This window comes from Pseudotabrizicola sp. L79 (genome assembly GCF_036553525.1).
Classification (GTDB): Bacteria; Pseudomonadota; Alphaproteobacteria; order Rhodobacterales; family Rhodobacteraceae; genus Pseudotabrizicola.
Genome location: NZ_JAZHDA010000041.1, coordinates 327,519 through 348,174, shown reverse-complemented (window position 1 = coordinate 348,174; position 20,656 = coordinate 327,519). Strand labels below are relative to the sequence as shown.

Below are 20,656 nucleotides of genomic sequence, written 5' to 3'. Positions count from 1 at the left end.
AGATGCTAGGCAGGCCGCGCAGTTTGCCCGCGCTGTGCTGGGGCGCCAAGCTGCAGACGTTGGAGAACATGCATGGCTGATCATGTCAGGCTTTATGTCGATCAACCCTTGGGGGCGGGGCAGGCCGTGGCGGTTGGCCCCGAGCAGGCCAATTACCTGTTTGCCGTGATGCGGCTGGCCGTTGGCACCGAGGTTTTGCTGTTCAATGGCCGCGATGGTGAATGGCGGGCGGTGGTGCAGGATGCGGGCAAAAGACGCGGCGCGCTGCTGTGCCAGCAACAGACGCGGCCACAAAGCCTGCCGCCCGACGTGTGGCTGATCTTCAGCCCGATCAAGAAGGACCGCACCAATTTCATCGTCGAAAAGGCCGTCGAGTTGGGGGCGCGGCGGGTGCTGCCGGTGCAAAGCCGGTTCACGAATTCCGAACGCTGGCGGCAGGACAAGCAGGTTGCCCATGCCATCGAGGCCGCCGAACAATGCGGCGCCACCTTTGTGCCTGACGTGGCCGATATGCAGCCCTTGGACCGGGTGTTGGCCACCTGGCCCGAGGGGCGGCTGCTGTTCTGGGCCGATGAAACCCTGGCCCGCGATGGGATGGCGGCACATTCCTTGGAAAAGGGTGTGCCTGCGGCGATTCTGATCGGGCCTGAAGGCGGGTTTTCGGATGAGGAGAAAACCCGGCTGCGCGCCTTGCCCTTTGTGCGCCCGCTGCGTCTGGGGCCGCGGATCTTGCGGGCCGAAACCGCAGCGGTGGCTGCGATGGTCATCTGGCAGCAGGCATGTGGGGATTGGGCATGATCCGCGACGGCGCGCGCGAGGCGCTTTGGCAGGCGCGTGAGGTGCTGGCGGGTGGGGCCCTCTTGGGGCTTGGGCTGTGGCTGATGGCCTTGGGGGGCTATCTTCTGGTGCCGGTCGGGGCCGGGGTGGGGCTGGGCGGGCTGGCGCTTGGGCTGTTGGGTCTGCGCCGCATGCGCTTTGCCGCCACGGGCGATGCGCCGGGGGTTGTCAGCGTGGATGAGGCGCAGATTTCCTATATGGGGCCGCAACTTGGCGGGTTTGTCAGCCTGACCGACCTGGCCGAGATCCGCCTGATCACGCTGCGCGGGCGGCGGATGTGGCGGCTGAAGCAGACCGATGGTCAGGCGCTTTTGGTGCCGCTGGAGGCCGCGGGGGCCGAGGCGTTGTTTGATGCCTTTTCCGCCCTGCCGGGCCTGTCGAGTGCCGATCTGGTGGCGGCTTTGGAAATGCCGGGGCAGGGTGGGGCGGGGCTGGTGCGGGGCGATCTTGCCGAAAACCGCATGGTTTGGCAGCGCAAGGGCCGGGGGGTGGTTTCGGCCTGACGTGGCATCACCTTTTGTGATGGATGCTGCCTTTTACATTTCCGTGTCTTGACTTGGCCCGCCCTTCGCGACAGGTCTTGACGCCTTGAACGCGACCCAGCCTGGAGCCTGCCAAACATGTCTATCCCTCAATCCGGTGGTGGGCCGATCGAAAGCTTTGACCAATTGGCCGGCTTTATGGAATCGGGGTGCAAGCCGAAAGAGACCTGGCGCATTGGCACAGAGCATGAAAAGTTCGGCTGGCTGACCGATACCAAGGCCCCGCTGCCCTATGCGGGGGAACGGTCGATTTCTGCTATTTTCCAAGGGCTTGCGGGCAGGTTCGGCTGGACGCCCGTGACCGAGGCCGGGAATGTCATTGGCCTGCATCGCAATGGTGCGAACATCAGCCTTGAACCTGGTGGGCAGTTTGAACTGTCGGGCGCGCCGCTGGTGACGCTGCATGAAGGCGCGGCTGAATTGCGCAACCATCTGGAGGAAGTGGCGGCGGTGGCCGGGCCGATGGGCGTGCGGTTCATGGGGATCGGGGCGCCGCCGGAATGGTCGCATGAGGATATGCCGCGCATGCCCAAGGGGCGTTATCGGCTGATGACCGACTATATGGGGCGGGTCGGCACCCATGGCACGCAGATGATGTATCGCACCTCGACGGTGCAGGTGAATCTGGATTTTGCGTCAGAGGCGGACATGACCCGCAAGATGCGGGTGGCTTTGGCCTTGCAGCCGGTGGCGACGGCCTTGTTCGCCTCGTCGCCGTTCTTTGATGGCAAGCCGAATGGGCACCGCAGCTGGCGGTCGCGCATCTGGCGCGGTCTGGATGCCAGCCGCACCGGGATGCTTCCCTTTGTTTTTGAAGACGGTTTCGGCTTTCAGCGCTATGTGGACTGGGTTCTGGATGTGCCGATGTATTTCGTTTATCGCGACGGGGTGTATCACAATGCGCTGGGCCAGTCGTTCCGCGATTTCCTGCGTGGCGAGCTGCCCGCGCTGCCCGGTGAAAAGCCGACGCTGAGCGATTGGGCCGATCATCTGACCACCGTTTTCCCCGAGGCGCGGGTCAAGAAATACATCGAGATGCGCGGCGCGGATTGCGGAAATGAAAGCCATCTCAATGCCTTGCCCGCGTTCTGGGTGGGGCTGATGTATGATCAGACGGCGCTGGATGCGGCCTGGGATCTGGTCAAGGGCTTTGATGCCGAAACGCGCGAAGGGCTGCGGGTTGCGGCCTCGGTTTCGGCGTTGAAGGGCGAGGCGGGGGGCGTCAAGCTGCTGGATCTGGCGCGGGCGGCTGTGGCGCTGTCGCATGCGGGGCTGGCAGCGCGGGGATTGGGCGAAGAGGCCTATCTGGCCCCCCTGGTCGCAAGCATCGAGAGCGGTGAGGTTCAGGCCGACCGCTGGTTGCACCTGTATGAAACAGAGTGGAAGCACTCGTTTGATCCGCTTTATGCGGCATCCAGCCTTTAACCCTTTGATTTCGGGCAAAAGGCCGGTGGTTTTTGCGTGGGATTAGCGTGGTTTTTCCGTGCCACGGCTGTGGTCACGCCCGCAGGGGGCAGGGTTGGTTAACGATTACTCCTGCGGGCTGTCCTCGTCGGGGATGAAGTCCTGATAGTTGATCAGCCGCTCGCCATCCCAAGTCAGGGCCAGCATGCAGGGCGCGGCACCATAGCTGTTGCAGCTTGACCCGTGCAGGCCCAACAGCAGCACGCGGGTGGGGGGCAGGGTTTCGCCCTCGACCGTGAAGGCCACGTCTTGCACGACCCAGGCGCCGCCCAGCCAGCTTTGCACCTTGTCGGCCACGATGGCATGCAGCATCACCCCGCCCGAGCCGCCGAGATAGCCAAGATCGGGGCCGCAAAAGACCGAGTTTTCAACCACGATCCAGTCATCGGCGCTGCCATCCCCTGTCAGATCGACGGCGGTGGCCGAAACATCTTGCAGATCAAGGGTGCCACCTTCGCCCGCGCACCAAGTGCGGCTTTCGGTGGTGCCAAGCGCGATGGCCTGATCGCGGTCCAGCGCCATGGCACCGGTGGGCAAGCCAAGCGTCAGGGTAAGGGCGAGTGGGAGGGAAAGACGGGTCATTTCTTGCCGATCCTGGGTTCGGTGCCAGCGCGGATGCGGGCGATATTGGCCTGATGGCGGACAAAGATCAGCGCGGCAAGGGCCATCGCCAGAAACGACATCTGCTCATACCCCAAGAGCGCCAGCCAGACCGGGGACAGCGCGGCGGCGACCAGCGCCGAGAGCGAGGAGATGCGGCTGAGGGCGGCGGTCAGCGCCCATGTGGCGCAGGCGGCAAGGCCCGCGGGCCAAGCAAGGGCCAGAAGCGTGCCCAGAAAGGTGGCCACGCCCTTGCCGCCCTTGAAGCCCAGCCAGACCGGGTAGAGATGGCCGAGAAAGGAAAACAGCGCCGCCACCTGTGCCGCATCGGGGCCGACAAGGGCGCGGGCCAGCAGAACGGCGATGCCGCCCTTGCCTGCATCCAGCACAAGGGTGGCAAGGGCTGCGGGTTTGTTGCCGGTGCGCAGCACATTGGTCGCCCCGATATTGCCCGATCCGATCTGGCGCAGATCGCCCAGGCCAAGGGCGCGGGTGATGACGATGCCAAAGGGGATGGAGCCCAAGAGATAGGCCAGCGCGGCTGTCAGCAGCAGCAAAAGGGGGGCAGAGGTGAAATCGGGCATGGGTTACTCCGCCGCAAAGACTTGCCGACCGCCGACAAAGGTGGCCAGAACCTTACCTTCCATCCGCGCGCCGTCAAAGGGCGTGTTCTTGGATTTGGATTTCAGGGTAAAGCGGTCCAGCACAAAGGGCGTGTCGGGGGTGAACAGCACCAGATCGGCGGGCGCACCTTCGGCGATGGTGCCCTGTGGCAGGCCAAGGCGGCGGGCGGGGTTCAGCGCAAGGGCGCGGAACAGCTGCGGCAGGGTCAGGTGGCCCGCGTGGAACAGGCGCAGGGCGGCGGGCAGCAGCGTTTCAAGACCCACGGCCCCGCTGGCGGCATCTTCAAAGGGCAGGCGTTTCGATTCCTCATCGGCGGGGGTGTGAAAGCTGCCGATCACGTCGATCAGGCCGGTGGCCACGGCCTCGACCATCGCCAGACGGTCTTCCTCGGACCGCAGGGGCGGGGTGAGTTTGAAGAAGGTGCGGTAATCGCCCACGTCCAGTTCGTTCAGCGTCAGGTGGTGGATTGACACCCCGGCGGTGACGTCAAAGCCGTTGGTCTTGGCGCGGTCCAGCGCGGGCAGGCTGCGGGCGGTGGTGATCTGGTCGGCGTGATAGCGCGCGCCGGTCATCTCGATCAGGCCGATGTCGCGATCAAGCCCGATGCGCTCGGCCATCGGATGGGCGGCGGGAATACCACGCAGCGAGGCGAATTTGCCGCTGGTGGCGGCGGCGCCTTTTGACAGGCCCGGTTCTTGCGGGTGGCCGATGACCAGCGCGCCAAGGCTGCGGGCATAGGTCAGCGCACGGGACAGAACCTTGGTGTCGGTGACGACGGCGGGGGCATCGGTAAAGGCGATGGCGCCCGCATCCAGCAGAAAGCCGATCTCGGTCATCTCGCGCCCCTCGCGGCCTTTGGTCAGGGCGGCCATGTGGCGGATGCGGACCGGGCTGGCTTCGGCCGCGCGGCGGGTGACGAATTCCAGCACTTCGGGCGTGTCGATGGCGGGGTGGGTGTCGGGGCGGGCGATGATGGTGGTGACGCCGCCTGCCGCTGCGGCCAGCCCCGCCGAGCGGAAGGATTCGGTGTGGCGTTCGCCCGGTTCGCCGATTTTCACCCCCAGATCGACAATGCCGGGGGCAAGGCAGGCGCCGCGCCCGTCGATCACGGTGGCGCCCTTGGGGGCCGAGGCCGCGCCGATGGCGGCGATCACGCCTGCGTTCAGCACGACGGTGGTTTCGGTCACGCTGTCGGCCTGCGGGTCGATCAGGCGGATGTTGTCGAGGAAAATCGGGGTCATCGGATATCCTGTTCGGGGATCGTCTTGGGGGGCGTGGTGGGGGCCGATCGGGCCTGCACCTGCCGGATCAGGGCCAGCACCTTGCGGCCCTCGGGGATCTGGTCAAAGCCGACGGGCACCTGACGCAGGCCGCGTTTGGTGCGCGTTTGCTCGGTGGCGAAGTGGATGGTTGAGACATCGCCTTCGGCAAAGGTGATCGGGGTGGTGGCGGTGATGGGATAGGATTTCAGCCGCTTGCCCTGAAGCGGCAAGTGGGTGGCGATAAAGGCGCGGTGGTCGGTCAGCGTATACCAGGTGCGGCGGCGGACGAAGGGGCCGGCCAAGGGGCCGCCCAGCATGATGGCAAGGCCGACCGAGAAATGGATCAGACCAAAGGTCCAGAACAGGCCACCGGCTTGTGCGGCAAGGATCATCCAGACCAGCGCAAAGCCCGCAAAGACCGCGCCAAAGGCGGCCAGCACGGCATGGGCGGGGCCAAAGCGAAAGCGGCCGTCGGGTTGGCCCTGCCACAGGATCTGCTCGCCCGGGTCCAGCAGGCCGTCCCATCCTGGGGGGGGCGCAGTCATGCCTTGCCCCACAAAAGCAGGGCCAGCCCCAGTGCGAGGAGCAGGGCAACGGCGGTCAGGATGGCAAGCCCGCTGCCGCGCCGGCTGGGGGCAGAGAGGGGGGGCGACAGCGTTTCGTCTTTTTCGGTGGCGGGCAGAGACAGGGGCGCGGGGGGCGCGTCGTTGCGGCGGAACGCACCCAGAAAGCGCAGGCCGGGTGCCGGTGTCAGCCGGGTGGCCGCGCCGGAAAAGGCAGGCGAATGCAGCGCCAGCACATGGCCCTTCAGGCTGTCGAGCAGGGGTTGATGCGGGGCCAGCTCATCGCTGCGGATGTCATGGGCAATGCGCAAAAACTCGGTCAGGGTGAAATCGCCCAGATCGTTGATGGCAAAGCGTTCGGCCTGCCCCTCTCGCAGGGTGGACAGGCCCAGAAGCGGGGCAAGCTGGCCTGCCTCCAGTTGGTGCGGCGGGCGCAGGGCGGCAAGGGTGGGGGCGTCTGGGTCCAGCGCGAACAGGCGCAGGACGCCCAGTTCATGCGCGGGCACCGACAGGCCGTGATCCTGCGCCGCATCGGTCATGGGGTGATCCCGGCGGCGCTGCGGATGCGGTCGGCCACGGTTTCGGGATTGGCAAGATATTTGATCAGGTGCTTGTCCCCGCCGCGGGTGACGATCTGCACGCTGCCCAGAAACGGGCGGGCGATGGTGATCTGCGCCAGCGGGATCGACCGGGCCGAGGGGCCCAGCAAGCGGCGGTCGGTCAGCGCCCAGACATCCGACAGCGCCTCGGACGCGAGAAAGGCCCCGCGCCCGGCGATGGCAAGGGCCGCGCCCACCGGCCCCATGACAGGGTAGGGATTGCCCAGATAGACAAGGGTCAACCCCGCCAGCGTGCCAAGGACCACGGCCATGATGACATGGCCTTTCCAATAGATCGCCCGGTCGGCGCGAAACTCGGCCAACACCGGTTCGCCCGGATCGGGGGTCAGGTGGCGTTGCAGGATGCTGTCGGGTTCGATCTGCGACATGGCCCTAGGCGATCCAGATGAAGGCGGCGGTGAAGGCGAAGATGAAGACCAGAACGGCCACGGCCACCATGCCGCCCTGACGCATTTCCTGCTTGGTCGGTTTGCGGTCGGGATCGGGGGTCATGCCATCACCTCGACCGCCTTCATCCCTCGGTCGGCCCGCAGGTTGCGGGCCAGCAGATCCATGCAGGCCATGCGGACAGCCACGCCCATTTCGACCTGTTCCTGAATGACGCTGCGGTTGATGTCATCGGCCAGTTCGCCGTCAATCTCGACACCCCGGTTCATCGGGCCGGGGTGCATGACGATGGCATCGGGCTTGGCGTAAGACAGTTTCTCGGCATCAAGGCCATAGCGGTGGTAATATTCACGCTCGGACGGGATGAAGCCGCCATCCATGCGTTCTTTCTGAAGCCGCAGCATCATCACCACATCGACGCCCTCGAGGCCCTTTTTCATATCGTCGAACAATTCGCAGCCAAAATCCTGCACGCCCGAGGGCATGAGGGTGGGCGGTGCGATCAGGCGGATGCGGTTTTCCATCTTGCCCAAGAGGATCAGGTTACTGCGCGCCACGCGGCTGTGGGCGATGTCGCCGCAGATGGCGATCGACAGGCGCTGGATGCGGCCCTTGGCGCGGCGGATGGTCAGCGCATCCAGCAGGGCCTGCGTGGGATGTTCGTGGCGGCCGTCGCCTGCGTTCAGCACGGCGCAATTGACCTTGGAGGCCAGCAGATTGACCGCCCCCGACGAGCCGTGGCGCACCACCAGCAGATCGGGGTGCATGGCATTCAGCGTCATCGCGGTGTCGATCAGGGTTTCGCCCTTTTTCACCGACGAGTTCTGCATCGACATGTTCATCACGTCAGCCCCCAGCCGCTTGCCCGCCAGTTCAAAGCTGGATTGGGTGCGGGTGGAGTTTTCGAAGAACATGTTGATCTGCGTCAGCCCGGCCAGCACGTCGGTGCGTTTGACGGTGCGGCGGTTGAGATCGACATATTTGTCGGCCAGATCGAGGACCGTGACGATTTCCTGCGGCGAGAGATGTTCGATGCCAAGCAGGTGGCGGGCGCGGAAGGTCATGGGGCACTCCATCGCAAAGGGTGGGTGGCTTATGCCAAAGCGCAGGGCGCGGGGCAACGGGCAATGCAAAGGGGGGGCAATGCAAAGGGGGGGCCATGCAAGTGGGGCGGGGCCGTTTCCTTTGGCGCGCGGCTGGTCTAGGGTCTGGCCATGCGACTCGGGGAACAGATCGAAGGCGATTGGGCGGCGTCACTGGCGGCCCTGGCGTGGCAATTGGATTGCGGCGTGGATGAGGTGATCGGTGATGCGGGCCTGGATCGCTATGATCTGCCCGAGCCTGTCAAACCCGCCGCTGCGGTGGCCCCGGCCCCGCCCGTGCCGGCGCCGGGGCGCAGTGGTGCGGCCTTTGTGCCCCCGCCCGAGCCGCCAAAGATCGACCCGGTGGCCGAGGCGCGCGGGGTGGCCGCGCGGGCGGGCAGTCTGGAGGCGTTGCGCGAGGCGCTGGAGGCCTTTGATCTGTGCGATCTGAGAAAGGGTGCGCGCAGTCTGGTGTTTGCCGATGGCGACCCGGCGGCGCGGGTGCTGATTCTGGGCGAGGCGCCGGGGCGTGAGGAAGACATGGCCGGGCGGCCCTTTGTGGGACGGGCCGGGCAATTGCTGGACCGGATGCTGGCGGCCATCGGCTTGTCGCGGACAAGCCCTGATCCGGCGGCGGGGGTGTATATCACCAATGTGATGCCCTGGCGCCCGCCCGGCAACCGTGACCCCGACGAAGCTGAAATCGCGATGATGCGCCCCTTTGTCGAGCGCCATATCGCCTTGGCTGACCCCGAGGTGATTGTGGTGATGGGCAACACGCCGTTGATGGCGCTGACCGGCACCCGTGGCATCGTGCGGGCGCGGGGCAGTTGGACGCAGGCGCTGGGCCGGCCCTTGTTGCCGATGGTGCATCCGGCCTATTTGTTGCGCAACCCTTTGGCCAAGCGTGAGGCTTGGGCCGATCTGCTGGCCTTGCAGGCGCGGTTGCGGGGGACATAGCGGGGGACTGGCATGAGCCGGATCGACGAGACGAAAGAGTTTATCCCGGTGCGGATCGCGGTGCTGACGGTCAGCGACACCCGCAGTCTGGATCAGGACAAATCGGGCGATACGCTGGTCGAGCGGTTGCAGGCGGCGGGGCATCTGCTGGCCGCGCGCGACATTGTGACCGATGACCGCGACAAGATCTCGGCGCGGTTGCGCGACTGGATCGCTGATCCGGGGGTGGATGTGATCTTGTCCACCGGGGGCACGGGGCTGACCGGGCGCGATGTGACGGTCGAGGCGCATCGTGACGTGTATGAAAAAGAGATCGAGGCCTTTGGGACGGTGTTCACCATCGTTTCGATGCAAAAGATCGGCACCTCGGCTGTGCAAAGCCGCGCCTGTGGCGGCGTGGCGGGCGGGACATATCTGTTTGCCTTGCCGGGCAGTCCGGGGGCGTGCCGCGATGCCTGGGATGAAATTTTGCGCTGGCAGTTCGATTATCGTCATCGGCCGTGCAATTTTGTCGAAATTTTTCCCCGTCTCGACGAACATAAACGCAGAAAATAGCGACGGAAGGGCGGCGTTGCAGCGTTCAAGGGCGTAACGCCTTTGTGGCTGGCGTTGCCTTGTGCGTGATCTATCTTTGCGCGTGACCCTTTTGATGGAGCATCCATGCGGTTTTTGGCACGATCCCTGACCGGGCTTTTCCTTGTGGCGGCGACCTTGGGCCTGTTGGCCTTTGCGGGCAGCCTGATTGTGGGCGCGGTGGCGGATCGGATGGGTGCGGGCGGGCCGGGGGCCCCGGCGCGTGAGCGGGTGTTTTCGGCCAATGTGCTGACAGTGGTGCCCGAGAGGATCGTGCCCGAGATGGTGGCCTTTGGCGAGATCCGGTCCAGCCGGACGCTGGAATTGCGCAGCGCGCGGGCGGGGCGGATCATCGAGATTGCGCCGGGGTTTCAGGATGGTGCGGCGGTGACGGCGGGGCAGTTGTTGCTGCGGCTTGACCCGGCCGATGCGATTTCGGCCCGCGATCTGGCCTTGGCCGGGGTGGCCGAGGCCGAAGCCGATGGCCGCGATGCGGCGCGGGCGCTGGATCTGGCGCGCGATGATCTGGCGGCGGCGGTGGCGCAGGCCGATTTGCGCCGGCAGGCCCTGACCCGGCAGGAAGATCTGGCCAGCCGGGGTGTCGGGTCGGCGGCGGCGGTGGAAACCGCGGCGCTGGCCTTGTCGTCGGCGGATCAGGCGGTTGTGTCGCGGCGCTCGGCCCTTGCGACGGTTGAGGCGCGGGTTGATCAGGCGGCGTCCAGCCTGAACCGCGCCCGGATCGCGCTGGCCGAGGCAGAGCGTGCCTTGGCCGATACGGAAATCCGCGCCAGCTTTGACGGGCGGCTGAGCGGCGTTTCGGTGGTGTCGGGGCGGCTGGTCAGTGCCAATGAAAGCCTTGGCCAGATCATTGATCCGGCGGCGCTGGAAGTGGCCTTTCGCCTGTCAACGGCCCAGTTTTCGCGGCTGGTGGATGCGGGGGGTGATCTGGTGGTGGCCCCGGTGCGGGTGGCGCTGGATGTGATGGGCGCCGAGATCGTGGCCACGGGCGTCGTCGAGCGGGTTGGCGCATCGGTCGAGGCGGGGGCCTCGGGGCGGGTGGTTTATGCCGCGCTGACCGGGGCGCGCGGCTTTCGGCCCGGTGATTTCGTGACGGTGACGATTGCCGAACCGGCCTTGGACGGCGTGGCGCGCCTGCCTGCGACGGCCGTGGATGGCGATGGCGAGGTTCTGGTGTTGGCCGAGGGCGAGCGGCTGGAAGAAACGCCGGCCCCGGTGCTGCGCCGACAGGGCGATGATGTTCTGGTCGAGGTGGGCGCGCTGGCCGGGCGCGAGGTGGTGGCCGAACGCTCGCCCCTGTTGGGGGCGGGGATCAAGATCAAGCCGATCCGCGCCCAAGGCGCGGGCCAGACCGAGGCGGCGGCCCCCGAAGATGTAGAGTTGACGCCCGAGCGGCGGGCGCAGTTGATTGCCTTTGTCGAGGCCAACACCCGGATGCCCGATGATGCCAAGGCAAGGATGCTGGAACAACTGGCGCAAGAGCGCGTGCCCGCGCAGGTGATCGAGCGGCTGGAACAGCGGATGGGGGGCTGAGGCGATGGCGTCGATGCGCAAGCTGCCTGCGGCGGGGGGGATCATCAGCTATTTCACCCGCCACCGGACTGTGGCGAATATCCTGCTGGTGATCATGATCATTGCCGGGATTGCGGCGGCCAGCCGGATCAGGGCGCAATATTTCCCCGATGTGGTGGTGGCCGAGGTCAATGTCACGGTCACTTGGGACGGGGCGGGCGCGGAAGACGTGGACAGCGCTGTGGTGCAGGTGCTGGAGCCTGCGCTGTTGGCGGTGGACGGGGTGGCCGATGTCACCTCGGTTGCCACCGAGGGCAGCGCGCGGGTGGATCTGGAATTTGAGCCGGGCACCGATCTGATGCAGGCCGCCGAGGATGTGCAGGCGGCTGTCGATCAGATCAACACCCTGCCCGAAGATGCCGAAGATCCGGTGGTGCGGCGCAGCCAGTGGCGCGATTCTGTCACCGATGTGGTGATCACCGGGCCGGTGGGGCTGGATCAGTTGGGCCGCTTTGCCGATGAATTCGTGGCGCGGCTGTTTCAGGCCGGGATCACGCGGGCCACGATCCGGGGGCTGGCGGATCCGCAAACGGTGATCGAAGTGCCGTCGGTGGCGCTGATCCGTCATGATGTGACGATGCGCGAGATTGCCGATGCCGTGGCCGTGGCCGTGCAAAGCACCCCGGCAGGCGAGGTGGGCGACGGGTCGGCGCGGGTGCGGACCGGAACGGAAAAGCGGTCGGCGGCTGATATTGCGGCGGTGGTGCTGCGTAGCCAGCCGGATGGCACCAAGCTGACGGTCGGCGATCTGGCCGTGGTGCGGGTGGAAAGTGCCGATCGGGGGCGGGCGTCCTATGTCGGCACCAACCCGGCGATGACCATTCGGATCGAGCGCAGTGCCGAGGGCGATGCCATTCGGATGCAGGCCGCGGTTGAGGATGTGGCCGCCGACATGCGGCTGATCTTGCCGCCCGGTGTCAGCGTAGAGCTGGTGCGGGCGCGGGCCGAGCAGATCACCGAACGGCTGTATCTGCTGCTGGACAATGGCCTGACGGGTCTGGCGCTGGTGGTGCTGATGCTGTTCTTGTTCCTGAATGCGCGCACGGCGCTGTGGGTGGCGGCGGGGATTCCGGTGTCGATGCTGGCGGCGGTGGCGGCGATGTATGCCAGCGGGCTGACGATCAACATGATTTCGCTGTTCGCGTTGATCATCATGCTGGGGATCGTGGTCGATGATGCCATCGTGGTGGGCGAACATGCCGATTTCCGGGCGCGCACCTTGGGCGAAGATCCGGTGACAGCGGCGGAAATGGGCGCGCGGCGCATGGCGCAGCCGGTGGTGGCCTCGACCCTGACCACGGTGATTGCGTTTTTCGGGCTGGTGGCGATTGGCGGGCGCTTTGGCGATCTGATCAAGGATATTCCGTTCACCGTGATTGCCGTTTTGCTGGCATCGTTGGTCGAGTGTTTCCTGATTTTGCCCAACCATATGGCCCATGCGATTGCCAAGGCGCGCGAAGAAAAATGGTATGACTGGCCGTCGCGTCAGGTGAACCGGGGGATGGCGTGGTTTCAGGAACGTGCGATCAAGCCGCTGATGCGGGTGCTGATCACCGCGCGATACCCGGTGATGGCGGCGGCGGTGGTGTTGCTGGCCTTTCAGGTGGCGCTGTATATTCGCGGCGACGTGCCGTTCCGGTTCTTTAACGCGCCCGAGCAAAACAGCGTCACCGGCAATTTCTCGATGCTGCCGGGGGCCGATCGCGACGACAGCCTTGAAATGATGCGCGAATTGCAGCGGGCTGCCGATGCCGTGGCCACCCGGCTAGAGGCCGAGCACGGCACCAATCCGATCACCTTTGCCATGGCCGAAGTGGGCGGGTCTGGCGGGCGTGGCCTTGCCAGCGCCGACAGCAAGGATGCCGATCTGCTGGGGTCGATCAGCATCGAGTTGATCAACCCCGATGAGCGCCCCTATTCCGGCAATGCCTTTGTGCAGGCCCTGCAGGAAGAGGTGCGGGCGCATCCGTTGATGGAGGAACTGTCGTTCCGGGGCGGGCGGTTCGGCCCCGGTGGCGATGCGCTGTCGATTGATCTTTACGGGGCCAGCACCACCGAATTGAAGGCCGCGGCCGAGGCGCTGAAAACCCGTCTGGCGGCCTTTCCCGAGGCTTCGGCGTTAGAGGATTCGCTGGCCTATGACAAGGATGAGCTGATCCTGAGCCTGACGCCCCTGGGCCAGTCGATGGGGCTGTCGATCGACAGCCTTGGCCGGGTGTTGCGCGAACGTCTGGGCGGGATCGAGGCGGCCACCTATCCCGACGGGCCGCGCAGTGCGACGCTGCGGGTAGAGTTGCCGGCGCGTGAATTGACGGCCGATTTTCTGGAACGCACGCTGATCCGCACCGGGGCGGCCACCTATGTGCCGCTGGCCGATATCGTGACGGTTGACCGGATGGCGGGCTTTTCGACCATCCGGCGCGAAAACGGGCTGCGCATCGTGACCGTTTCGGGCGATCTGGCCGAGGACAACCCGGCCCGTGCGGCCGAAATTCAGGCCGAGATTGCCGAGGTGGTCTTGCCCCAGATCGCGCAGGATTTCGGGGTGGAAACCCGGCAAGGCGGGCTTGTGCAGCAAGAACGCGAGTTTCTGGGTGATGCCACGATGGGGATGATCCTGTGCCTGATCGGCATCTACATCTGCCTTGCCTGGATCTTTGCCAGCTGGTCGCGGCCGCTGGTGGTGATGTCGGTCATTCCCTTTGGGCTGATCGGGGCGATCTGGGGCCATTATGTCTGGGATGTGCCGATGTCGCTGTTCTCGGTTGTGGGGTTGATCGGGATGTCGGGGATCATCATCAACGATTCCATCGTTCTGGTTTCGACCATCGACGAATATTCCGAAAAGCGCGGGCTGTTTCCGGCGATTGTGGATGGCGTGGCCGACAGGTTCCGCCCGGTGCTGTTGACCACGGCCACAACCGTGCTGGGGCTGGCGCCGCTGATGTATGAAACCAGTTCGCAGGCCTCGTTCCTGAAGCCGACGGTGGTGACGCTGGTTTATGGGCTGGCCTTTGGCATGGTGCTGGTGCTGGTCTTGGTGCCTGCGCTGATGGCGGTGCAGTCAGATGTCGGGCGCATGGTGCGGTCGCTGCGGCGCGGTTTGCAGCGGGGCGCGCGGCGGGTGCTGATGCCTGCGGCGGCTGGCATGGCGCTGCTGTTCGGGGTGTTGGTTGTGCCTGCGCTGTCGGCGGGCCGGGTGCCGGTGCTGGTGCCGGGGCTGGAGACTGTGGGCGCAGGCGTGGCGGCGTTCATCGCGGCGGCGGCGCTGGTGGCGGGGCTGGCCTTGGCGGCGGCGCGGCTGGCACAGGCGCGGGCCTGAGGGCGGGCCCGCCCCCGGCGTGACCCTGTGCCCCTGGCGTCAGCCTGCCGGGCAGCCCAGAATATCGACGGCGCGGCCCGGTTGGCCGATGACGGTGATCCTGACCTGACTGCGGGTCAGGGCAAAGGGCTGGCCCGAGGGCGGCACCATATCGACCGTGGCCACCAGATCGCCGCCGCTGCGCTGCACCACGGCCTCTGACACCCAGACGCCGGGTTGGCCCGGCTCTATCATCACCACTTCGCTGCGGCCCTGTTGCGGCAGGGTCATGCGGGCGGTGACGCGCAGCCCGTCGCGGATCGGCTCGACGGCGCAGGCGATGGCGCGCAGACCAGCCTCTTTCGCGGTGGCCGGACGCGCCTGCAAGGCGGCGCTGATCACCTGATCGGCCTTGCCCGGAATGGTCAGATCTGCCGAAAGCGCCAGCGACGCCGGCATGCAGATGTCTTTGCACACCCCCAGATCGACTGTGGCCCGCAGTGTCACGGGTTTGGCGGGGTCCAGCGCCTCGACCTCGATGGGCAGGACCAGCCGGTGGTGATAGCCCACGGTCTGCATTCCGGCGGTGTGAAACACCTCGGGCGCGGGCCAGTGAAAGCGCACGGATTTCAGATTGGATGACCCCGACCAGTCAAAGCTGGGCGGAATGCCCGCATCGCCCGGCGCGCGCCAATAGGTTTTCCACCCCTGCGCCAGTTCCAGATGCAGCGCACTGATATGGGCGCCGGGGGCCGTTTGCCAGCCTGCGCGAAACTGGCCCTGCACCACATCGTCCTGGGTCAGGCCTTGGGAAAGGGCGGGTGTGGCCACGGCGGTGGCGAGGAGGAACATCTTGATCATGGTGCCAACATAGAAAGGCCGCGGGGAATGAAAAGTCACAAACACGGGAAGCGGGCGCGAGCAGTTGCCCCTTGAGGCGGGGCTGCATCAGCGTCATGGTAGGGGCAGGCACCCTTGCGCAACAGGAGGCGCAGATGGATCTGGAAGGTAAGCTTTTGGTGGCCATGCCGGGGATGAGCGACCCAAGGTTTGACCACAGCGTGATTCTGGTCTGCGCCCATTCGGAGGATGGGGCGATGGGGCTGATCGTGAACAAACCCAACCGCGACCTTGATTTCACCGCCTTGCTTGACCATCTGGACATTTCGCATGTGCCTTCGGGGCGCGACATTCGCGTGCATTTCGGCGGCCCTGTCGAACGCGGGCGGGGCTTTGTGCTGCATTCCGGTCAGGGCATGATGGGGGCGGGGACGATGCAGGTGGCGGGTGGTTTTCGCATGACCGCCACGCTGGACATCCTTGAGGCGCTTGCCCGTGGCGAGGGGCCGGACACGGCCCTGCTGGCCCTGGGCTATTCCGGCTGGGGCCCCGGCCAGCTTGAGGCCGAGATCTTGCGCAACGATTGGCTGATCTGCGACGCCGCGCCCGATCTGGTTTATGCGGCTGATGACAGCGGCAAATGGCGGGGGGCGTTGCGGTCGATGGGTATTGATCCGCTGACGCTGTCGCCGGTGGCCGGGCGGGCCTGAGCCGCACCACGGGTCCGGGCAGAAACGCACGGGGCCGGGCGCAAAGAGGGCAGCACCCCTTTGCGCGCGGCCTTATTCGCCGTAGGGCACCCAGATGGTCTTGACCTCGGTCGCCTGACGCAGAAAAGCCCGGCCTTCGCCCTGGGGGCCAAACCAGTCACGGGCCTGTGCGTGGTTTACCCATGTTCGTTTGACATTGCCTGCGGCCTCGGCCTCGATCAGGCCCGAAACCGGGGCCGAGGAGAACGACCAGACTGCATCCACATCAAGATGCCCCGCCAAGGGTTTGGCGAGGTCAGCATGGGGGCCGGTCAGGATATTCACCACGCCTGCGGGCAGGTCAGAGGTTTCCAGCACCTGATAAAAATCGGTGGCCGACAGCGGGAAGGGTTCAGAGGCCACCAGAACGCAGGTGTTGCCCATGGCAATGGCTGGGGCCATGACCGAGATCAGCCCCAGCAGCGGGGCCTCATCCGGGCACAGCGCGCCGATCACGCCAGAGGGTTCGTTCATCGCAAGGGCAATGCCGCGCAGGGGCACCGATTTCGCCGTGCCGTCGAACTTGTCGGCCCATGCCGCGTAGGTGAACAGGCGGGTGATGGCGCAATCGACCTCATCTCGCCCGGACTTGCCGGTCATGTCCTTGATCCGGTTTGCGAATTCATCGGCGCGGGCCGACAGGTTCTCGGCGATGTAATACAGGATCTGCGCGCGGTTATGCCCGGTGGCCTTGCCCCAGCCCTTGGCGGCATGGGCGGCCTCTACCGCGTTGCGGATGTCTTTGCGGTTGGCGATGCCGACCTGACCCAGCACTTGCCCGCGCGGGCTGTAGATCGATTGGCTATAGCCGCCATCGGGCCGGGCCTGCTTGCCGCCGATGAACAGTTTGGCGGTGCGATCAAGGCCCGAAACCGCAGGCTCTTTGGGGGCGGCGATGGCGGGAACGGGTTTGAGCGGGGAGGTCTTGCCGCGGGGGCGCAGATAGGCCAGCAGGCCTTCCCAGCCGCCCTCACGCCCGAAACCGCTTTCGCGGACACCGCCGAACCCAGCAGCGGCGTCGAACAGGTTGGTGGCATTGACCCAGACGACACCGGCCTTGACCTTTGGCGCCATGTCGAGCGCGAGGTTGATATTCTCGGTCCAGATGCTGGCGGCAAGGCCATAGCGGGTGTTGTTGGCCAGATCCACCGCCTCGGCCGGGGTGCGGAAGGTCATCGACACCAGCACCGGGCCGAAGATTTCTTCCTGCATCAGGCGGCTGGCGCTGCCCAGCCCGGTGATCAGCGTGGGCGGGTAATAGCAGCCCTGCGGCAGGGGGGTGTTGGCCACATACTTCTCGCCATCCGACCCATCGACCAGCGCGCGGATCGTCTGCAACTGCACGTCATCGGCAATCGCGCCCATGTCGATGCATTTGTCCAGCGGGTCGCCAATGCGCAGCCCGTCCATCCGGCGTTTCAGCTTGGTGTGAAAGCGGTCGGCGACGCCTTCCTGAACCAACAGGCGCGAGCCCGCGCAGCAGACCTGCCCCTGATTGAACCAGATCGCATCGACCAGACCTTCGACCGCCGAGTCGAGATCGGCATCGTCAAAGACGATATAGGGTGACTTGCCCCCCAGTTCGAGCGTCAGGGCCTTGCCGGTGCCCGCCGTTGCCTGACGGATTTTCTTGCCCACCGAGGTGGAGCCGGTGAAGGCGATTTTCGCCACATCGGGATGGGCCACAAGGGCCGCGCCGGTTTCGCCATCACCGGTGACGATGTTCAGCACCCCTTTGGGCAGCCCTGCCTCGCGGCAGAGTTCGGCGAAGAGAAGGGCGGTCAGCGGGGTGTATTCGGCGGGTTTCAGAACCACGGTATTGCCCGCCGCCAAGGCAGGAGCGACTTTCCACGCCAGCATCAGCAGCGGAAAGTTCCACGGAATGATGGCCCCGCACACGCCCAGCGGTTCCTGATCGGGCAGTTCGCTGTCGATCAGTTGGGCTAGGCCCGCGTGATAGTAGAAATGCCGCGCGACAAGGGGAATGTCGATGTCGCGGCTTTCGCGGATGGGTTTGCCATTGTCCATGGTTTCCAGCACCGCCAGCAGGCGGGCATGTTTTTGCACCAAGCGGGCAAGGGCATAGAGATGTCGGGCGCGCTGCGGGCCGGGCAGTCTGGCCCATTTCGGTTGGGCGCGGCGGGCCGCATCCACGGCGGCGCCCACGCTGGCCGCGCTGCCCTGGCTGACTTTGGCCAGCAGGGTGCCGGTGCCGGGGCTTTTGGTTTCAAACAAAGCCTCGGGCGTGGTGAAGCTGCCGTTGATGAAATGGCCGAATTCACCGCCATGCTTGGCCAACCAGGCCAAAGCCTCGGCATTGCTTTCGGGGGCGGGGCCATAGGACATGCTGTCGAAGATTTCCTTGATCGTCATGTCGTTACCCCATCGCGTGGCGGTTGGCGGCTGAATAATGGCCGGTCAGGTGGTGTTCCAGTTGCCGCTCGATATCGCCCAACAGGCTGGAGGCGCCAAAGCGGAACAGATCGGGTTGCAGCCACGGGTAGCCCAATTCGTCTTTCATCAGGGCCAGATACAACAGCGCATCCTTGGCCTTTGAAATGCCGCCTGCGGGTTTATACCCCACCTTGTGGCCGGTGCGGTCCTGATAGTCGCGGATGGCGCGGATCATGGTCAGGCTGACGGGCAGGGTGGCATTCACGCCCTCTTTCCCGGTTGAGGTCTTGATGAAATCGGCCCCGGCCATCATGCAGATCAGGCTGGCGCGGGCGACGTTGCGCAGGGTGCCCAGTTCGCCCGTGGCGAGGATCGCCTTGACATGCGCCTCGCCGCAGGCCTCGCGCATCTCGCGCATCTCGTCATACAGGGCCTGCCAGTTTTGCGTCAGCACATGGCGGCGGGAAATCACGATGTCGATTTCGCGCGCCCCGGCCGCCACGCTTTCGCGGATTTCCTGAAGGCGCAGGTGCCAGGGCGACAGGCCCGCCGGAAATCCGGTAGAGACAGCGGCAACGGGGATGTGGCTGCCTTCAAGCGCGCGCACGGCGGTTTCGACCATATCGTGATAGACGCAGACCGCGCCCACGGTCAGGCCCGGCATGCCAAGGGCGGCCAGAATGTCGGGGTGCACGGGTTGGCGGGCCTTGGCGCAAAGTCGCTGCACACGGCCCTTGGTGTCATCGCCGGACAGGGTGGTCAGGTCGATCAGGCTGATCGCCTTCAGCAGCCAAGCGGCCTGATGGTCTTTCTTGACACTGCGGCGGCCGCCAAGGGTGGCGCAGCGGCGCTCGATGGCCGAGGTGTTGGCCTGCACGGCGGCGACCCAATCCAGATCAAGCGCCATGCCCGGATTTCGGGCGTGCGCCACCTGTGGCAAGGTCTGGCCGCGGGTCGCGGGTTCTGAGGTCAGCGTCTGCACCGATGTGCCCCCCGATGAAATACCCGCGCAATGTGGCATGACGCGGGGCCGGGCGGCAAGGGTGACGCTGCGCGTATTTGACCGGTTGGTCAGATTTTACGCGCGGCGCGGGGCCTCGGCCACGGCGGGCGCTGCATCATCGGTCGGGCTTGGCTGCACCATGGTCAGTTCCGGGTCAAAGGTGGCCCAATCACTGCCCACACCGGTTTTCGGCATGTCTTCCTCGCGCAGGGCCCGGTGCATCTGGGCTTTGGCGATGAAATTGGCGGTGATCGGCGCGGTCAGGAACAGGAACAGGGTGATCATCAATTCGTGCCAGCTGATCTTGCCCTCGAACACCAGAAAATAGGCCATCGAGGCAATCAGCGCCGAGCCGACGCCCACGGTAGAGGCCTTGGTGGGCGCATGCAGCCGTTGCATCGTGTCGCGCAGTTTCAGCAGGCCATAGCTGCCCACCACGGCAAAGATGCCACCGATGACCAGCAGGGCCGAGATCAGGATTTCAGCGATTTGTTCCATTGTCCCTCACTCGATGATGTCGCCGCGCAAGATGAACTTGCAATAGGCCACGGTTGAGACAAAGCCAGTCATGGCGAACAGCAGGGCTGCCTCAAAGTTGATGCCCGATTTGGTGCGGATGCCATAGAGCACGATCAGGGCGATGACGTTGACCACCATCGTATCCAGCGCCAGAATCCGATCCGGCACGCCGGGGGCCTTGAAGACGCGATAGACATTCATCGCAAGGCCAAGGCCAAAGCAGAGAAAGGCGAAGATCAGGGCATAATCCAGCATCATTCAAAGATCCTTTTCAGGCGGGCCTCATAGCGGGTCAGGATGTCGGCGCGGATCGCGTCGGGGTCGGGTGCGTGCAGCGAATGGATCAGCAAAACCCGCCCGCAAGACGACATATCGGCCGTGACTGTGCCCGGTGTCATGGTGATGGTGCCGGCCAGCATGGTGACCGCCTCGGGCGTTTTCAGCGAGATAGGCACCGGAATCCACGCCGATTTGATATCTTCGTTGCGCATGAACAGGATGATCCGCGCGACCTGAATATTGGCCACCACGATGTCCCACATCACCAGCAGGCAATAGGCGGCAAAGGCCGGGATGTTGCGGATGCGCGGGCGATCTTCCCAATAGGGGCCGGTCAGGATGGGAATGACGATGGCCAGGAACAGCGCCAGCACAAGGCTGCCCAGCTTGAACTGGTTGACCAAGAGCATCCAGGTGACGAACAGCAGCAGCGACAACAGCGGGTGGGGGAAGAGGCGTTTGAGCAT

The 20,656-nt window shown here is 65.4% G+C and carries 21 protein-coding genes; 8 read left to right on the top strand and 13 right to left on the bottom strand.

Annotated elements, in window-relative coordinates:
* The first annotated feature begins 72 nt into the window (after positions 1 to 72).
* The 3 genes from V3C85_RS04385 to V3C85_RS04375 all read left to right on the top strand — a co-directional run bounded on the left by V3C85_RS04385 (position 73) and on the right by V3C85_RS04375 (position 2,804).
* Complete coding sequence (locus tag V3C85_RS04385) at positions 73 to 798, top strand: 16S rRNA (uracil(1498)-N(3))-methyltransferase (protein WP_331793855.1); 726 nt, start codon at positions 73 to 75, stop codon at positions 796 to 798.
* Positions 795 to 1,340: a hypothetical protein gene (locus V3C85_RS04380; RefSeq protein ID WP_331793854.1), complete on the top strand. Its 546-nt coding sequence runs from the start codon at positions 795 to 797 to the stop codon at positions 1,338 to 1,340. Before V3C85_RS04385 ends, V3C85_RS04380 begins: the two co-directional genes overlap by 4 nt.
* 117 nt (positions 1,341 to 1,457) lie before the next feature.
* A complete protein-coding gene (locus V3C85_RS04375; protein WP_331793853.1) occupies positions 1,458 to 2,804 on the top strand; it encodes a glutamate--cysteine ligase in 1,347 nt (448 codons plus the stop codon).
* 105 nt (positions 2,805 to 2,909) lie between these two features.
* Here V3C85_RS04375 and V3C85_RS04370 read toward each other — a convergent pair whose 3' ends face one another.
* The 7 genes from V3C85_RS04370 to V3C85_RS04340 all read right to left on the bottom strand — a co-directional run bounded on the left by V3C85_RS04370 (position 2,910) and on the right by V3C85_RS04340 (position 7,963).
* Positions 2,910 to 3,425: a hypothetical protein gene (locus tag V3C85_RS04370; protein WP_331793852.1), complete on the bottom strand. Its 516-nt coding sequence runs from the start codon at positions 3,423 to 3,425 to the stop codon at positions 2,910 to 2,912.
* Positions 3,422 to 4,027, bottom strand: coding sequence for a glycerol-3-phosphate 1-O-acyltransferase PlsY (plsY, locus tag V3C85_RS04365; protein ID WP_331793851.1), 606 nt, complete (start codon positions 4,025 to 4,027; stop codon positions 3,422 to 3,424). The genes V3C85_RS04370 and plsY overlap by 4 nt, the downstream gene beginning before the upstream one ends.
* Positions 4,028 to 4,030: 3 nt before the next feature.
* Complete coding sequence (gene pyrC, locus V3C85_RS04360; protein ID WP_331793850.1) at positions 4,031 to 5,308, bottom strand: dihydroorotase; 1,278 nt, start codon at positions 5,306 to 5,308, stop codon at positions 4,031 to 4,033.
* Entirely contained in the window at positions 5,305 to 5,874 is a 570-nt protein-coding gene (locus V3C85_RS04355; RefSeq protein WP_331793849.1) for an aspartate carbamoyltransferase catalytic subunit, read from the bottom strand. The genes pyrC and V3C85_RS04355 overlap by 4 nt, the downstream gene beginning before the upstream one ends.
* Positions 5,871 to 6,431: a hypothetical protein gene (locus V3C85_RS04350; RefSeq protein WP_331793848.1), complete on the bottom strand. Its 561-nt coding sequence runs from the start codon at positions 6,429 to 6,431 to the stop codon at positions 5,871 to 5,873. Before V3C85_RS04350 ends, V3C85_RS04355 begins: the two co-directional genes overlap by 4 nt.
* Entirely contained in the window at positions 6,428 to 6,880 is a 453-nt protein-coding gene (locus V3C85_RS04345) for a hypothetical protein (RefSeq protein WP_331793847.1), read from the bottom strand. Before V3C85_RS04345 ends, V3C85_RS04350 begins: the two co-directional genes overlap by 4 nt.
* A gap of 120 nt (positions 6,881 to 7,000) precedes the next feature.
* Positions 7,001 to 7,963 (bottom strand): aspartate carbamoyltransferase catalytic subunit, encoded by a 963-nt coding sequence (locus V3C85_RS04340; protein WP_331793846.1) that lies wholly within the window; start codon positions 7,961 to 7,963, stop codon positions 7,001 to 7,003.
* Between the two features lie 150 nt (positions 7,964 to 8,113).
* Here V3C85_RS04340 and V3C85_RS04335 point away from each other — a divergent pair, with 150 nt between their 5' ends.
* From V3C85_RS04335 to V3C85_RS04320, 4 genes are all read left to right on the top strand, one after another.
* Entirely contained in the window at positions 8,114 to 8,941 is an 828-nt protein-coding gene (locus V3C85_RS04335) for a uracil-DNA glycosylase (RefSeq protein WP_331793845.1), read from the top strand.
* A 12-nt stretch (positions 8,942 to 8,953) separates the two neighbouring features.
* Positions 8,954 to 9,496, top strand: coding sequence for a molybdenum cofactor biosynthesis protein B (gene moaB, locus V3C85_RS04330; protein WP_331793844.1), 543 nt, complete (start codon positions 8,954 to 8,956; stop codon positions 9,494 to 9,496).
* Positions 9,497 to 9,601: 105 nt separating this feature from the next.
* Positions 9,602 to 11,065 carry an efflux RND transporter periplasmic adaptor subunit gene (locus V3C85_RS04325; RefSeq protein WP_331793843.1) on the top strand — a complete coding sequence of 488 codons (1,464 nt, stop codon included), beginning with the start codon at positions 9,602 to 9,604 and terminating at the stop codon, positions 11,063 to 11,065.
* 13 nt (positions 11,066 to 11,078) lie between these two features.
* Entirely contained in the window at positions 11,079 to 14,426 is a 3,348-nt protein-coding gene (locus V3C85_RS04320) for an efflux RND transporter permease subunit (protein WP_331793842.1), read from the top strand.
* Between the two features lie 39 nt (positions 14,427 to 14,465).
* On the opposite strand, the gene V3C85_RS04315 is transcribed toward V3C85_RS04320, so the two are convergent.
* Positions 14,466 to 15,266, bottom strand: coding sequence for a protein-disulfide reductase DsbD domain-containing protein (locus tag V3C85_RS04315; RefSeq protein WP_331793841.1), 801 nt, complete (start codon positions 15,264 to 15,266; stop codon positions 14,466 to 14,468).
* 95 nt (positions 15,267 to 15,361) lie between these two features.
* Here V3C85_RS04315 and V3C85_RS04310 point away from each other — a divergent pair, with 95 nt between their 5' ends.
* A complete protein-coding gene (locus tag V3C85_RS04310; RefSeq protein WP_331793840.1) occupies positions 15,362 to 15,955 on the top strand; it encodes a YqgE/AlgH family protein in 594 nt (197 codons plus the stop codon).
* 72 nt (positions 15,956 to 16,027) lie between these two features.
* Here V3C85_RS04310 and V3C85_RS04305 read toward each other — a convergent pair whose 3' ends face one another.
* The 5 genes from V3C85_RS04305 to V3C85_RS04285 all read right to left on the bottom strand — a co-directional run bounded on the left by V3C85_RS04305 (position 16,028) and on the right by V3C85_RS04285 (position 20,656).
* Positions 16,028 to 18,367, bottom strand: coding sequence for an aldehyde dehydrogenase family protein (locus V3C85_RS04305; RefSeq protein WP_331793839.1), 2,340 nt, complete (start codon positions 18,365 to 18,367; stop codon positions 16,028 to 16,030).
* A 4-nt stretch (positions 18,368 to 18,371) separates the two neighbouring features.
* Entirely contained in the window at positions 18,372 to 19,361 is a 990-nt protein-coding gene (deoC, locus tag V3C85_RS04300) for a deoxyribose-phosphate aldolase (RefSeq protein WP_445941978.1), read from the bottom strand.
* A 105-nt stretch (positions 19,362 to 19,466) separates the two neighbouring features.
* Positions 19,467 to 19,889, bottom strand: a complete 423-nt coding sequence (locus V3C85_RS04295) for a Na+/H+ antiporter subunit G (RefSeq protein WP_331793837.1) — start codon at positions 19,887 to 19,889, stop codon at positions 19,467 to 19,469.
* Between the two features lie 6 nt (positions 19,890 to 19,895).
* Positions 19,896 to 20,165 (bottom strand): K+/H+ antiporter subunit F, encoded by a 270-nt coding sequence (locus V3C85_RS04290; RefSeq protein ID WP_331793887.1) that lies wholly within the window; start codon positions 20,163 to 20,165, stop codon positions 19,896 to 19,898.
* The gene (locus tag V3C85_RS04285) at positions 20,165 to 20,656 is read right to left on the bottom strand and encodes a Na+/H+ antiporter subunit E (RefSeq protein ID WP_331793836.1); all 492 of its coding nucleotides are present in this window, start codon (positions 20,654 to 20,656) and stop codon (positions 20,165 to 20,167) included. Before V3C85_RS04285 ends, V3C85_RS04290 begins: the two co-directional genes overlap by 1 nt.

What these genes read in the sequence shown, in the direction of transcription:
- V3C85_RS04355 (WP_331793849.1), bottom strand. Translation starts at nt 5,874, where the DNA reads ATGACTGCGCCCCCCCCAGGATGGGACGGCCTGCTGGACCCGGGCGAG.
- V3C85_RS04385 (WP_331793855.1), top strand. Translation starts at nt 73, where the DNA reads ATGGCTGATCATGTCAGGCTTTATGTCGATCAACCCTTGGGGGCGGGG.
- V3C85_RS04320 (WP_331793842.1), top strand. Translation starts at nt 11,079, where the DNA reads ATGCGCAAGCTGCCTGCGGCGGGGGGGATCATCAGCTATTTCACCCGC.
- V3C85_RS04325 (WP_331793843.1), top strand. Translation starts at nt 9,602, where the DNA reads ATGCGGTTTTTGGCACGATCCCTGACCGGGCTTTTCCTTGTGGCGGCG.
- V3C85_RS04295 (WP_331793837.1), bottom strand. Translation starts at nt 19,889, where the DNA reads ATGGAACAAATCGCTGAAATCCTGATCTCGGCCCTGCTGGTCATCGGT.
- V3C85_RS04375 (WP_331793853.1), top strand. Translation starts at nt 1,458, where the DNA reads ATGTCTATCCCTCAATCCGGTGGTGGGCCGATCGAAAGCTTTGACCAA.
- V3C85_RS04285 (WP_331793836.1), bottom strand. Translation starts at nt 20,656, where the DNA reads ATGCTCAAACGCCTCTTCCCCCACCCGCTGTTGTCGCTGCTGCTGTTC.
- plsY (WP_331793851.1), bottom strand. Translation starts at nt 4,027, where the DNA reads ATGCCCGATTTCACCTCTGCCCCCCTTTTGCTGCTGCTGACAGCCGCG.
- V3C85_RS04290 (WP_331793887.1), bottom strand. Translation starts at nt 20,165, where the DNA reads ATGCTGGATTATGCCCTGATCTTCGCCTTTCTCTGCTTTGGCCTTGGC.
- V3C85_RS04370 (WP_331793852.1), bottom strand. Translation starts at nt 3,425, where the DNA reads ATGACCCGTCTTTCCCTCCCACTCGCCCTTACCCTGACGCTTGGCTTG.
- V3C85_RS04340 (WP_331793846.1), bottom strand. Translation starts at nt 7,963, where the DNA reads ATGACCTTCCGCGCCCGCCACCTGCTTGGCATCGAACATCTCTCGCCG.
- V3C85_RS04305 (WP_331793839.1), bottom strand. Translation starts at nt 18,367, where the DNA reads ATGACGATCAAGGAAATCTTCGACAGCATGTCCTATGGCCCCGCCCCC.
- V3C85_RS04315 (WP_331793841.1), bottom strand. Translation starts at nt 15,266, where the DNA reads ATGATCAAGATGTTCCTCCTCGCCACCGCCGTGGCCACACCCGCCCTT.
- V3C85_RS04345 (WP_331793847.1), bottom strand. Translation starts at nt 6,880, where the DNA reads ATGTCGCAGATCGAACCCGACAGCATCCTGCAACGCCACCTGACCCCC.
- moaB (WP_331793844.1), top strand. Translation starts at nt 8,954, where the DNA reads ATGAGCCGGATCGACGAGACGAAAGAGTTTATCCCGGTGCGGATCGCG.
- V3C85_RS04380 (WP_331793854.1), top strand. Translation starts at nt 795, where the DNA reads ATGATCCGCGACGGCGCGCGCGAGGCGCTTTGGCAGGCGCGTGAGGTG.
- V3C85_RS04350 (WP_331793848.1), bottom strand. Translation starts at nt 6,431, where the DNA reads ATGACCGATGCGGCGCAGGATCACGGCCTGTCGGTGCCCGCGCATGAA.
- pyrC (WP_331793850.1), bottom strand. Translation starts at nt 5,308, where the DNA reads ATGACCCCGATTTTCCTCGACAACATCCGCCTGATCGACCCGCAGGCC.
- V3C85_RS04310 (WP_331793840.1), top strand. Translation starts at nt 15,362, where the DNA reads ATGGTAGGGGCAGGCACCCTTGCGCAACAGGAGGCGCAGATGGATCTG.
- V3C85_RS04335 (WP_331793845.1), top strand. Translation starts at nt 8,114, where the DNA reads ATGCGACTCGGGGAACAGATCGAAGGCGATTGGGCGGCGTCACTGGCG.